Source organism: Erwinia persicina NBRC 102418 (assembly GCF_001571305.1).
GTDB classification, from domain to species: domain Bacteria; phylum Pseudomonadota; class Gammaproteobacteria; order Enterobacterales; family Enterobacteriaceae; genus Erwinia; species Erwinia persicina.
This window is the reverse complement of record NZ_BCTN01000024.1, coordinates 37,700-50,143: the sequence shown is the minus strand read 5'-3', so window position 1 is coordinate 50,143 and position 12,444 is coordinate 37,700. Positions and strand designations below refer to the sequence as shown.

Sequence of the window (12,444 nt, the reverse complement as noted above, 5' to 3'; positions counted from 1 at the left end):
AGTTCTGGGCGGGTGACAAGGGTTTATTGCAAAAAAATGACTGAGCGCGTTATTTTTCAGCGAAGCGTCTTTTTTTACGACAACTTGCCTGGTAAATCAGCAAATTCATGGGCAAAACGGGTCACCTGCTGCCAGTCTGTGTACTCCACTTCTTTACTGGTGTCCGTCTCACCCTTTGTCATGCGCATAATCAGTTTGATCATGAATTTGTCAAAGAAACCATAACGAGGATAGCGCAGCGCACCGGCGAATACGGCGCAGCAGTCAGGCTCCCAGGGAGACTGCAAAAGAAACTTACGCGTATACGCATTGGTCTGCGGCGTACGCTTCTCAGGTTTACGTGCGGTCAGGTTAACAGAGTAGAAGCCACTGACGCGCTGCTGCAACGCCGTAAGGTGTGTTTTGACAAATTTCGCTACCACTGGCTGAAAGTGCCCATAACGAATAGAGGCACCGATGAGCACCCGATCGTACTGTGACCAGTCAATCTCCTTAACCAGCTGGATATCGAATACATCGCACACCCGCGTCTCCTTCAGCTGGTTAGCGATATAGAACGCAATTTCACGGGTCTGGCCATCACGGCTGGAAAAAAGGATTAACGCTTTCATTGTTCTACTCTCACTCATTCACGCCAGAAAGTTGGCGTGAACAGAACTAATAAGGTGAAGACTTCTAGACGCCCGAACAGCATCGTCAAAATCAGTATCCATTTGGCAGTATCATTCATTGACGTAAAGTTGTCTGCGACCACCCCAAGTCCCGGCCCGAGATTGTTGAGCGTTGCTGCGACTGCTGCAAAAGCGGAGAAGTCGTCCACCCCAGTGGCGATAATCGCCAGCATACTGAGAATAAACACCAGCGCATAGGCGGAAAAGAATCCCCATACCGCTTCAAGAATACGTTCGGGCAAAGCACGGTTGCCCAACTTGATCGTGTAAACCGCATTGGGATGCACCAGTCTCTTCAGCTCACGCGACCCCTGCTTAAATAACAGCAGAATGCGGATGACCTTCAAGCCACCACCGGTTGACCCCGCACAGCCGCCAATAAACGCTGAGCAAAGCAATAATACCGGCAGGAAGAGAGGCCAGCGGGCAATACTGTCCGTCGTAAATCCTGCTGTCGAGGCCATCGAGACCACCTGGAAGAAGGCCTGATTAAGCGTTTCCATTCCAGTCTTATAAACATTATGGAACCACAGAACCAGCGTACAGATGATCACCAGGGTAATCTGTACGCCAATAAACATGCGAAACTCAGGATCACGCCAGTAGACACGCAGACTGCGTCCACTCAGTAGTGAAAAGTGCAGGCCGTAGTTACAGCCGGAAATCAGCAGGAAAATCGCGATAATGGTATTGATCGTCGGACTGTTGAAATAGCCAATGCTGGCGTCATGGGTGGAAAAACCGCCAATCGCGATAGTCGAGAAACTATGGCCAATCGCATCAAACATCGGCATTCCTGCCATCCATAGCGCAAGCGCACAAGCGACGGTCAGCAATACATAGATTAACCACAGCGTTTTCGCTGTTTCCGCAATGCGTGGCCGCATCTTATTATCTTTAAGCGGTCCGGGCATTTCAGCACGGTATAGCTGCATCCCGCCGACGCCAAGAATCGGTAAAATCGCTACTGCGAGCACGATGATCCCCATGCCCCCGAGCCATTGCAGCATCTGACGGTAAAACAAAATCGCCTTTGGCAATGAGTCCAGCCCTACCAGCGTGGTCGCTCCGGTCGTTGTCAGGCCAGAGAAGGACTCAAAGAACGCATCCGTAATGGACAAGTTAGGCTGCTCAGCAAAGATAAATGGCATCGCCCCAACGCTGCCCAGCACCGTCCAGAACAAGACGACAATCAGAAAACCTTCCCTTGGCTTCAGTTCACTTTTCTTCTTACGATTCGGCCACCACAACAAGGTGCCGATCATCAGTGCCATGAAAAACGTCTGAGTGAATGCACGCCCTGCCCCATCGCGGTAAATCAATGCCACCAGCCCGGGCACGATCATGGTGCCTGAGAACAAGATGACCAGTAAACCCACTATGCGGGTGATGGCGCGAAAATGCATTCTGCCGTTCCTTTCCTGACATGAAGTGTTATTTGAGCGAGGCTAATTGCAAAGTGCCCCGGCTAAAGTCTGACAGATTTTGTCTGAACCCGGCCACCTGCGCATGAGGTAAAGCAAGGTGAAGCGTTATATTCTGCAAAAAATCCGTATTGAGTACCTGGCCGTCGAAACGGGCCACCATGCGTTCAATATCCCCTAACTGAGCATAATCACAAACGAGACTGAAATGCAGCATAGGAACTTTAATCTTGCGGGGGAGTAAACGCAGCGCCTGCTGCACCCCACCCCCGTAAGCTTTGACCAGCCCGCCGGTACCCAGTTGGATACCCCCATAATAGCGCACGACAACCGCCGTTATTTCGCCAATGTTGTTACCCATCAGCTGCGCCAGCATCGGTTTACCGGCCGTACCCGAAGGTTCACCGTCGTCAGAGAACCCAAGCTGCTGAGAATCATCCGGGGCTCCAGCGACGAAAGCCCAGCAGTGATGCCGGGCTGTGGGGTGCTGTTGTTTCATCTGCTGAACGAAGCCCCGCGCCGCCTCCACGCCCTCGGTATGTGTAAGCAGCGTAATAAAACGACTTTTTTTAATCTCTTCGGTGAAGCTGAAGAGTTCAGCAGGAATATCGTAAGCGTCCATCAGGCCAGATGCAGATCGCGTGTCATATTTTCCACACCATTGGTCTGTATCACCACATTATCTTCAATTCGAATCCCGCCGTAAGGCTTCAGTGAATCAATTTTCGCCCAGTCAAAGTGCTGGCTGAACTTACCAGAACGCCAGGGTGCCAGCAAAGAGTCGATGAAATAGATGCCCGGTTCAATGGTCAGCACCATGCCCGGCTCTAACATCCGGGTACAGCGCAGATACGGATACTGCCCGGGAGCAGCCAGATGGGTTCCCCGATCATCCTGCATAAAGCCTGCGACATCGTGAACCTGAAGCCCCAACGGATGGCCGAGCCCGTGTGGCATAAACGGCCCGGTCAGATCCTCTTTGATCATCGCTTCCGCACTCATTCCCTGCACCAGCTGATGCTTCAGCAGCAGGCTGGCAATACGATAGTGCATCTGCTGATGATACTCGGTATAGCGGACACCCGCTTTCAGGGTGGCGATTAACGCCAGCTCTTCGGCGTTCATATCGTGGATAAGCTGCGCATATTCACTTTTATCACTGGCCGCATAGGTACGGGTCAGGTCGGCAGCATAGCCATTGTATTCAGCGCCCGCATCAATCAGGAAGCTACGGCGCTGCTCGGGAGGCTGTTGGTCAAGCCGGGTGTAGTGCAACACCGCCGCATGTTCATTAAGGGCAACGATATTACCGTAGGGGACATCCGTATCCCGGTGGCCGGTGGCACTGAGATAAGCAACATTAATATCGAACTCGCTCATCCCGGACAGAAAGGCTTCCTTCGCGGCACGGTGGCCAGTTACGGCCGTCTTCTGCGCCTGACGCATACAGTAAAGTTCATAACCGGTTTTATAAGCGCGATGGTAATGCAGGAAGTCGATCACGCCCTGCGGGTTAATCGCTTCGGCCTTTAGCCCAAGCTGAGTCGCTCGCGCAGGAACCGGGCCGATATACGCAACGTTTTGCCGCTGCGCTGGGAGCTGCTGTGCAATTTCATCGGCGTTTTTCAGTGGGATAATGTCGATTTCACCGGTCCAGAAGCTGTGTGGCAACGGCTCGACGTTATGCCAGTAATCAACCGGTGAATAGAACCAGAGCTTAGGTTTATTCACGCCGTCGATCCACAGCCAGCAGTTCGGAACCTGAGTCACCGGCACCCAGGCTTTAAACTGCGGGTTTACCTTAAACGGGTAAGTGTGATCGTCGAGAAATACCGTCAGTAATTCTCCGGAATGAATCAGCATGGCATCAAGATTGTGCCGGGCCAGCACCTGCTGTGCTCGCTGCTGTAACGTATTCACATGCTGCTGATAAAGCGTAACCAGTGACTCCATTATCCTGCCTCCGATATCACGAAATTGTCGGCATCTTACCACAGCCAGCAGGGGTATGCCGTTTTGCCGCAGTTGTGATCTCGTTTGCAAATCGACAACGTATAGTTTGCAAATAATTAACACGGATTCCACACTCACGATCATCTGGTACGACCAGATCCCCTTTATCGCGGCTCAGGAGACAGACATGCTCTACCAAGGCGAAACCCTTTCCCTCGACTGGCTGGAAGACGGCATTGCCGAGCTGGTATTTGACGCGCCCGGTTCGGTGAACAAGCTGGATACAAAGACGGTGGCCAGCCTCGGTGAAGCCCTCTCCGTGCTGGAACAGCAGCCCGGGCTGCGCGGTGTACTGCTCAGTTCACGTAAGCCCGCCTTTATCGTCGGGGCCGATATTACCGAGTTTCTTTCGCTGTTTACCGCCACTGAGGAAAAGCTGACCCAGTGGCTGACCTATGCCAACAGCATCTTCAACCGCCTGGAAGACCTGCCTGTTCCCACCGTTTCTGCCATCAGCGGCTATGCGCTGGGTGGCGGCTGCGAATGCGTACTGGCAACCGATTTTCGTATTGCGACCCCGGATGCCCGCATTGGTCTGCCAGAGACGAAACTCGGCATTATGCCGGGCTTTGGCGGCTCGGTTCGTCTGCCCCGTCTGTTGGGCGCTGACAGCGCACTGGAAATTATCGCTGCCGGTAAGGATATCGATGGCTCTGAGGCGTTGAAAGTTGGGCTGGTCGATGCCGTGGTGGTGGCAGATAAGCTGCAGGCGGCGGCACTGTCCGTTTTGAAAGAGGCCATTTCAGGCAAGCAACCGTGGCGCGAGCGCCGCCAGCCTAAGCTGGAACCGTTAAAACTGAGCAAGATTGAAGCGGCCATGAGCTTCACGACAGCCACGGCGATGGTGATGCAGACCGCAGGAAAACACTATCCTGCCCCCGTTACCGCGGTCAAAACCATTGAAGCCGCTGCCCGTCTGGGCCGCGACGAAGCCCTGAAACTGGAAACGGCAGCCTTCGTGCCACTGGCCCGTTCCAGTGTGGCACGGGCGCTTGTGGGTATTTTCCTTAACGATCAGGCCGTCAAAGCCAGCGCAAAAAAACTCACTCGCGATGTGGAAACACCGAAACGGGCCGCCGTGTTGGGTGCCGGTATCATGGGGGGCGGTATCGCCTACCAGTCAGCCTGGAAAGGCGTGCCGGTTATCCTGAAAGACATCAGTGAGCAATCACTGGCACTGGGAATGGGTGAGGCCGCTAAACTGCTTAACAGGCAGCTGACGCGCGGCAGGATTGACGGAATGAAGCTGGCCGGCGTGATTGGCACTATCCAACCCACCCTGCATTACGCTGGCTTTGACCGTGTCGATGTGGTGGTCGAAGCGGTGGTGGAAAATCCACAGATTAAAGCCGCCGTGCTGGCGGAAGCGGAAAGCCACATCCGCCCGGATGCAATCCTGGCCTCGAATACCTCAACCATTCCCATTACCCAGTTAGCGAAGGCATTAACTCGTCCGGAAAATTTCTGCGGGATGCACTTCTTTAACCCCGTGCCGCGTATGCCGCTGGTTGAGGTGATCCGTGGAGAGAAAACCGCCGGGTCCACCATTGCCAAAGTGGTGGCCTGGGCCAGCAAAATGGGGAAAACGCCTATTGTGGTCAACGACTGCCCGGGATTCTTTGTCAATCGCGTGCTGTTCCCCTACTTCGCCGGCTTCAGTCTGCTGCTGCGCGACGGGGCGGACTTCCGCCAGATTGATAAAGTGATGGAAAAGCAGTTTGGCTGGCCAATGGGCCCTTCCTGGCTGCTGGACGTCGTGGGTATTGATACTGCGCATCACGCTCAGCAAGTGATGGCAGAAGGTTACCCAGATCGTATGCAGAAAGCGTACCGTGATGCTGTCGACGTGCTGTTTGACGCTAAACGTTTCGGCCAGAAAAATCAGCAGGGTTTCTGGCGCTGGGAAACCGATGCCAAAGGCAAGTCAAAAAAAGTCGCCGATGCGGAGACCGACCGCCTGCTGGAAAGCGTCTGCCAGCCCAAACGGATCTTCAGTGACGAGGAAATTATCGCCCGCATGATGGTCCCGATGATTAACGAAGTGGTTCGCTGCCTGGAGGAAGAAGTGATCGCCAGTCCGGCAGAGGCCGATATGGCGCTGGTCTATGGACTGGGTTTCCCGCCGTTCCATGGCGGAGCATTCCGCTATCTCGATACGCTCGGGAGCGCGGCATTTGTCGCCATGACCGAACCTTTTACCTCTCTTGGTGCGCTTTATCAGGTACCGGACACGTTACGCGAAAAAGCGGCACAGGGGGGAAGCTGGTATCCCCTGGCAGCACCGCTCGACGATTTATCTCTGAAAACGGCGTGAGGAATTAAAAATGGAAAAAGTTGTCATCGTTGATGCCATCCGTACGCCGATGGGACGATCAAAAGGCGGCGCGTTTCGCCATGTACGGGCGGAAGATCTCTCTGCCTATTTGATGCGCAGCCTGCTGAGCCGTAACCCGGCACTGAATGCCGCAGCCCTGGATGATATTTACTGGGGTTGTGTACAGCAAACGCTGGAGCAGGGCTTCAATATTGCCCGTAACGCCGCACTGCTGGCAGAAATCCCCCACAGCGTGCCTGCCACCACGGTCAACCGCCTGTGCGGCTCGTCGATGCAGGCACTGCACGACGCTGCCCGTGCGATTATGGTGGGTGATGCCCGTTCCTGCCTGATTGGTGGCGTTGAGCATATGGGACACGTCCCGATGAACCACGGCGTGGACTTTCATCCCGGTCTGAGCCGCAGCGTGGCGAAGGCCGCGGGTATGATGGGCCTGACGGCTGAAATGCTGGCGAAAATTCACGGTATCAGTCGGGAAATGCAGGATCAGTTTGCAGCACGCTCGCATCAGCGGGCCTGGGCTGCGACGGAAGCCGGGCATTTTGCCCGCGAGATCGTGCCGGTTTCAGGCCACGATGCTGACGGCGTGTTGAAACGTTATGACACCGATGAGGTAATCCGTCCGGATACGACGGTCGAGAGCCTGGCAGCACTGCGTCCGGCCTTTGATCCGGTCAGGGGGACCGTGACCGCAGGGACAAGTTCTGCCCTGTCCGACGGTGCCGCAGCGATGCTGGTGATGAGTGAGTCACTGGCGCAGGAGCTGGGCCTGAAGCCCCGCGCACGCATTCGTGCCATGGCCGTCGTGGGCTGCGATCCCTCCATTATGGGATATGGACCGGTTCCGGCTTCACAGCTTGCATTAAAACGTGCCGGTCTGACTGTCAGCGATATCGGTATTTTTGAACTGAATGAAGCTTTTGCCGCGCAGACCCTGCCGTGCATTAAAGATCTGGGGCTGATGGAGAAACTTGACGAGAAGGTCAATCTGAATGGGGGGGCGATAGCGCTCGGTCATCCATTAGGATGTTCAGGGGCACGTATCAGTACCACCCTGCTGAATCTGATGGAAAGAAAGGATGCTCAGTTCGGTCTGGCGACTATGTGTATCGGGCTGGGACAGGGGATCGCCACCGTATTTGAACGGGTTTAATACGTTGATCTGGAAGTATTATTGCAAGTGCTTACCGCCTGTCAGGGGCGGTTTTTTTTGCTGACGAGAAACGCAGGGGCAGCGGGACTGCCCCTGACGGTCAGATAAAGGCAAACGCATCGCCAAACATGCGGGCTTCCTGCGCACCCCGTTCAGCACAAAAGCGCTCACGGGCAATTTTTGCCATCTCGAAACGACCCGCAATATAGATATCGTGATCGGCCAGAGATCCATAATCCTGCATTACGGCGGTCAGAACCGTACCGTTACGACCGGTGAATCCCTCTTCAGGCTGTTCAACGACCGGAATAACACTCAGATTAGGATGTTTAATCGCCAGCGCGTTCAGCTCTTCCAGATCGTACAGATGCTTCAACTCACGCCCGCCCCAGTAGATCGCAATATGCCGATCGGGCTGCTGCGACAGTGCGGTCAGCAGAATCGAGCGCGCGTAGGAAAAGCCGGTGCCGCCAGCAATCAGAACCAGCGGGCGGTCGTTCTCTTCACGCAGCCAGGCATCACCGTGAGGAATATCGACGGTGATCTCGCGCTGCCGCTGAATACGTTCCATCACCGCCATGGCATAGAGGTTCAGTTCAGAGGCCCCAATGTGCAGCTCAATGATATCTTTTTCCATGGGCGTTGAAGCCAGAGAGAACGGACGCTTGTCACGCTCATCCATCACGACCATCAAATATTGACCCGCTTTAAAGCTGAAATCAGCTTCCGGGATCAGTCTTACGCGGTATACGGTATCGGTAATCGCCTCTACTGAGGTCACTTTACAGCTTAAGGTTGTCATGCGTTCCCTCTGTCGGGTCGTCATTATCATTTGACCACCTGCGCGTCAGCGCGCGGGTGTATCACTCAAGATGCCTAACTCATCCCAAATCGCATCAATGCGTGCGGTAACGGCAGGATCCTTACGGATCGGCGTACCCCACTCGCGCTGGGTTTCACCCGGCCATTTATTGGTGGCATCAAGCCCCATTTTTGAGCCAAGGCCAGACACCGGCGACGCAAAATCCAGGTAATCAATCGGCGTATTTTCTATCAGTACCGTATCACGTGCCGGATCCATTCGCGTGGTGATTGCCCAGATAACATCGTTCCAGTCGCGTGCATTAATGTCATCATCGCAAACGATAACAAATTTAGTGTACATAAACTGTCGCAGGAACGACCAGACACCCATCATGACGCGTTTAGCGTGCCCGGCATACTGTTTCTTGATGGTCACAACCGCAAGCCGGTAGGAGCATCCTTCCGGTGGCAGATAGAAATCCACGATTTCCGGGAACTGCTTTTGCAGGATCGGCACAAAGACTTCATTCAGCGCGACGCCCAGGACAGCAGGCTCATCCGGTGGACGTCCGGTGAAGGTCGAGTGATAAATCGCATCACGGCGCTGGGTAATATGCGTGATGGTAAACACCGGAAAGCTGTCCACTTCATTATAGTAGCCGGTGTGGTCACCGTAGGGTCCTTCAGGGGCCATTTCACCGGGTTCAATATACCCTTCCAGCACGATTTCCGCGCTGGCGGGCACTTCCAGGTCGTTGGAAACACACTTCACCACTTCCGTTTTAGTCCCGCGCAGCAGACCGGCGAAAGCATATTCAGACAGCGTATCGGGTACCGGTGTCACTGCCGCCAGAATGGTCGCCGGGTCAGCCCCCAGAGCCACAGAGACGGGGAAACGCTCTCCGGGGTGCTGCTGGCACCACTCCTGGAAATCCAGCGCACCGCCACGATGGGAAAGCCAGCGCATGATTAACTTGTTTTTGCCAATCACCTGCTGACGGTAGATCCCCAGGTTCTGTCGTTCTTTCAGCGGCCCACGGGTGACGGTCAGTCCCCAGGTCACCAGGGGGGCGGCATCATCCGGCCAGCATTTCATGACCGGGATACGACTTAAATCAACGTCATCACCCTGCCAGATTTGCTCCTGACAGGGGGCACTGCGCAGCCGTTTCGTCGGCATGTTCAGCACCTGCTTCCACTGCGGCATTTTATCGAAGAAGTCGCGGAAACCACGCGGAGGCTCAGGCTCTTTAAGGAATGCCAGCAGACGGCCAACGTCACGCAGTGCTTTAACATCCTCCTGGCCCATCCCCATCGCAACGCGGTCCGGTGTACCAAAGAGATTACACAGAACCGGCATGCTGTAACCTTTTGGGTTCTCAAACAGCAAGGCAGGGCCGCCGGCTCGCAGCGTGCGGTCGGCAATTTCGGTCATTTCCAGATCGGGATCGATCTCTTGTTTGATGCGTTTTAATTCCCCACGCTGTTCAAGCAGAGAAAGGAAGTCGCGTAAGTCGTGGTATTTCATGACTTTCCATCAGTACGGTCAGTGAGATGGCCATTATAGTGCCGATCTCTGCCAGGGGGGTAGTTTTGTTACCAGGTTTAAGCCACAGTAAAACAATCTGCCTGCTGCCAGACAGCGCAGCCGGTGGATCTCAGCCATCAGAGCCGCCGGTTGCTATGACGCAGATTAGGAAGCACTATTTATTCGTATGAAAAGGTTATTACCCGATCCGATAATTACTGCTAATTTGAAGTTATCCCGACAGCGGCCAGATGAATAAGGCGGCAGGTGAAAACGGACGGATACCACCAATCTCGCTATATCTATCTTAGCGATTTTGATATCCTTATCGGCCAGATAATTGGAAAGCGAAGTTATGGAATCCTGGTATTTACTTTACTGCAAACGAGGTCAGCTGCTACGGGCAAAGGAGCATCTTGAGCGCCAGGCCGTGCACTGCCTGAGCCCGATGATTGCTTTAGAGAAAACCGTGCGTGGCAAACGTACCCGGGTGGATGAGCCGTTATTCCCTAATTATCTGTTCATTGAATTCGACCCTGAATCTATTCATACCACGACAATTAGTGCAACGCGTGGCGTCAGCCATTTTGTCCGCTTCGGTAATCAACCCGCCACTGTGCCTTTAGATGTGATTACCGCCCTGCAGAATGATCCCATTAAAGTCGTTACCGATACTGAACTGCCGCAGCCGGGTGATGCCGTGATTATTACGGAAGGGGCGTTTGAAGGACTGAAAGCGATATTTACCGAGCCCGATGGTGAAGCACGATCAATGCTGCTGCTGAATCTGCTCAATAAGCAGGTGGTTCGCAGCGTAGGTAACCGCCAGTTCCAGAAGCTGTAAGCTGTAACGGGAAGCGATCAGGGAGCAATCATGCCCCCTCTGACCTGCTTAAAGGCGAAACAGTTTTCGCGCATTTAATGCCGTTTGTTCTGCCAGTTCGCCGGCATCCTCCCCACGCAACAGCGCCACCTGCTGTACAATATGCGGTAAAAAGCAGGGTTCATTGCGACGTGAAGCCGGGCGTGGATGCATATCTCTTGGCAGCAACCACGGCGCATCGGTTTCCAGCAGCAGCCGCTCTGCCGGAATTAACGGCATCAGCTCCCGTAAGGCCTGTCCCCGCCGCTCATCACATACCCAGCCGGTAATGCCAATGGATAATCCCATTGCCAGACAGGCCTCCAGCTCCTCGCGTGTTCCGGTAAAACAGTGCAGTACAGAGGCAGGCAACTGAGGCAGCCAGGGCGCCAGGATGGCGATAAACCGTTCATGGGCTTCGCGACAGTGCAGGAACACCGGCAGCGACAGCTCGGCCGCCAGGGCCAACTGGGCATTAAAGGCATATTCCTGCTGCTCTGGCGCAGAGAAATTGCGGTTGAAATCGAGTCCACACTCACCGATGGCGACAACCCGATCGTTTTCAGCCAGCCGGCGCAGCGTGGCGGCAGTTTCCCCCGACCACTCGCTGGCATGATGAGGATGAACACCCGCCGTTGACCAGCAATAATCCGGGTGCTGCTGCGCAAGACTGCGGGCCTGCTGACTTTCCAGCGCATTCGTGCCCGCAATTAACATGCCGGTGACACCCGCCTCGCGCGCACGTTTAACCACCTTCTCACGATCTTTTGCGAACTGCGTGCTGGTCAGGTTTACACCAATATCAAACATAGTCTCTTCCATACAGTAACCGCCCTGACGGGCGGTTAATCAATTCAAACTGTTTTGCCGTGGCAGCCGTTCGCGCAACGTTACTCTGATTCTGCGTCCTGCTCTGCATCTTCATCGCGGCGGTTTTTGCCCACGTAGAAACGGGAAACAAACACTCCCACCTCAAACAGGCAATACATCGGAATGGCCAACAGCGTCTGGGAAAAGATATCCGGCGGTGTCAGCAACATGCCAACCACAAAGGCCCCTACCAGCACATACGGGCGTTTCTCACGCAGATCTTCCGGGGTGGTGACCCCCGTCCAGCACAACAGTACGATAGCAATCGGTACTTCAAACGACACGCCAAACGCCATAAATAACGTCATCACAAAATCGAGATAGTTATTAATGTCGGTGGCAATCTGTACCCCCTGTGGCGCCGTCTTGGAAAAGAAACTAAACGCCAGCGGGAAGACAATAAAGTAGGCGAAAGCCATCCCCAGGTAGAATAGGAATGAACTGGAAAACAGCAGTGGCATAACCAGCTTGCGCTCATGACGATACAGCGCAGGGGCGACAAAGGCCCAGACCTGGTAAAGAATGACTGGCACTGACAGGAACAGTGAAACAATGATCGTCAGCTTAATCGGCGTAAAGAACGGAGAGGCCACATCCGTGGCAATCATGCTGGCACCGGCAGGTAACTGTTTGATCAGTGGGGCCGAGACAAGCTGGTAAATATCGTTAGAGAAATACACCAGACACAAAAAAATGGCCAGAACAGCGATGATGCTGTTCAGCAGGCGCTTACGTAGCTCAATCAGATGACTGATAAGCGGTTGGGTATCATCAACAGCCATGT

At 54.3% G+C, this 12,444-nt stretch carries 11 protein-coding genes; 3 read left to right on the top strand and 8 right to left on the bottom strand.

Features of this window, described 5'->3' with window-relative positions; genetic code table 11:
• Positions 1-74: 74 nt before the first annotated feature.
• The 4 genes from hemG to pepQ are packed head-to-tail and all read right to left on the bottom strand — an operon-like array spanning position 75 to position 4,048.
• Positions 75-611 carry a menaquinone-dependent protoporphyrinogen IX dehydrogenase gene (hemG, locus tag EPE01S_RS19995; protein WP_062748683.1) on the bottom strand — a complete coding sequence of 179 codons (537 nt, stop codon included), beginning with the start codon at positions 609-611 and terminating at the stop codon, positions 75-77.
• 14 nt (positions 612-625) lie between these two features.
• On the bottom strand, positions 626-2,077 hold the full coding sequence (gene trkH, locus EPE01S_RS19990) for a Trk system potassium transporter TrkH (protein ID WP_062748681.1): 1,452 nt from the start codon (positions 2,075-2,077) through the stop codon (positions 626-628).
• A gap of 28 nt (positions 2,078-2,105) precedes the next feature.
• Complete coding sequence (locus EPE01S_RS19985) at positions 2,106-2,717, bottom strand: IMPACT family protein (RefSeq protein WP_062748679.1); 612 nt, start codon at positions 2,715-2,717, stop codon at positions 2,106-2,108.
• On the bottom strand, positions 2,717-4,048 hold the full coding sequence (gene pepQ, locus EPE01S_RS19980; RefSeq protein WP_062748677.1) for a Xaa-Pro dipeptidase: 1,332 nt from the start codon (positions 4,046-4,048) through the stop codon (positions 2,717-2,719). Before pepQ ends, EPE01S_RS19985 begins: the two co-directional genes overlap by 1 nt.
• Positions 4,049-4,235: 187 nt before the next feature.
• Here pepQ and fadB point away from each other — a divergent pair, with 187 nt between their 5' ends.
• Both fadB and fadA read left to right on the top strand, forming a co-directional pair.
• The gene (gene fadB / locus EPE01S_RS19975; protein WP_062748675.1) at positions 4,236-6,422 is read left to right on the top strand and encodes a fatty acid oxidation complex subunit alpha FadB; all 2,187 of its coding nucleotides are present in this window, start codon (positions 4,236-4,238) and stop codon (positions 6,420-6,422) included.
• 10 nt (positions 6,423-6,432) lie between these two features.
• Entirely contained in the window at positions 6,433-7,596 is a 1,164-nt protein-coding gene (gene fadA, locus EPE01S_RS19970; RefSeq protein WP_062748673.1) for an acetyl-CoA C-acyltransferase FadA, read from the top strand.
• 100 nt (positions 7,597-7,696) lie between these two features.
• On the opposite strand, the gene fre is transcribed toward fadA, so the two are convergent.
• Together fre and ubiD are read right to left on the bottom strand one after the other, a co-directional pair.
• Positions 7,697-8,398, bottom strand: a complete 702-nt coding sequence (fre, locus tag EPE01S_RS19965; RefSeq protein ID WP_062748671.1) for an NAD(P)H-flavin reductase — start codon at positions 8,396-8,398, stop codon at positions 7,697-7,699.
• Between the two features lie 45 nt (positions 8,399-8,443).
• Entirely contained in the window at positions 8,444-9,928 is a 1,485-nt protein-coding gene (gene ubiD, locus EPE01S_RS19960) for a 4-hydroxy-3-polyprenylbenzoate decarboxylase (RefSeq protein WP_062748669.1), read from the bottom strand.
• A 355-nt stretch (positions 9,929-10,283) separates the two neighbouring features.
• On the opposite strand from ubiD, the gene rfaH reads away from it, so the two are divergent.
• Positions 10,284-10,772 (top strand): transcription/translation regulatory transformer protein RfaH, encoded by a 489-nt coding sequence (gene rfaH / locus EPE01S_RS19955; RefSeq protein WP_062748666.1) that lies wholly within the window; start codon positions 10,284-10,286, stop codon positions 10,770-10,772.
• Between the two features lie 48 nt (positions 10,773-10,820).
• Here rfaH and tatD read toward each other — a convergent pair whose 3' ends face one another.
• Both tatD and tatC read right to left on the bottom strand, forming a co-directional pair.
• Positions 10,821-11,600 (bottom strand): 3'-5' ssDNA/RNA exonuclease TatD, encoded by a 780-nt coding sequence (gene tatD / locus EPE01S_RS19950; RefSeq protein WP_062748663.1) that lies wholly within the window; start codon positions 11,598-11,600, stop codon positions 10,821-10,823.
• A gap of 80 nt (positions 11,601-11,680) precedes the next feature.
• Positions 11,681-12,442 (bottom strand): Sec-independent protein translocase subunit TatC, encoded by a 762-nt coding sequence (gene tatC / locus EPE01S_RS19945; protein ID WP_062748661.1) that lies wholly within the window; start codon positions 12,440-12,442, stop codon positions 11,681-11,683.
• Positions 12,443-12,444: the final 2 nt, after the last annotated feature.

Coding starts and splice junctions, on each gene's coding strand:
- tatD (WP_062748663.1), bottom strand. CDS start 11,600: ATGTTTGATATTGGTGTAAACCTGACCAGCACGCAGTTCGCAAAAGAT.
- EPE01S_RS19985 (WP_062748679.1), bottom strand. CDS start 2,717: ATGGACGCTTACGATATTCCTGCTGAACTCTTCAGCTTCACCGAAGAG.
- pepQ (WP_062748677.1), bottom strand. CDS start 4,048: ATGGAGTCACTGGTTACGCTTTATCAGCAGCATGTGAATACGTTACAG.
- fre (WP_062748671.1), bottom strand. CDS start 8,398: ATGACAACCTTAAGCTGTAAAGTGACCTCAGTAGAGGCGATTACCGAT.
- fadB (WP_062748675.1), top strand. CDS start 4,236: ATGCTCTACCAAGGCGAAACCCTTTCCCTCGACTGGCTGGAAGACGGC.
- trkH (WP_062748681.1), bottom strand. CDS start 2,077: ATGCATTTTCGCGCCATCACCCGCATAGTGGGTTTACTGGTCATCTTG.
- tatC (WP_062748661.1), bottom strand. CDS start 12,442: ATGGCTGTTGATGATACCCAACCGCTTATCAGTCATCTGATTGAGCTA.
- ubiD (WP_062748669.1), bottom strand. CDS start 9,928: ATGAAATACCACGACTTACGCGACTTCCTTTCTCTGCTTGAACAGCGT.
- rfaH (WP_062748666.1), top strand. CDS start 10,284: ATGGAATCCTGGTATTTACTTTACTGCAAACGAGGTCAGCTGCTACGG.
- hemG (WP_062748683.1), bottom strand. CDS start 611: ATGAAAGCGTTAATCCTTTTTTCCAGCCGTGATGGCCAGACCCGTGAA.
- fadA (WP_062748673.1), top strand. CDS start 6,433: ATGGAAAAAGTTGTCATCGTTGATGCCATCCGTACGCCGATGGGACGA.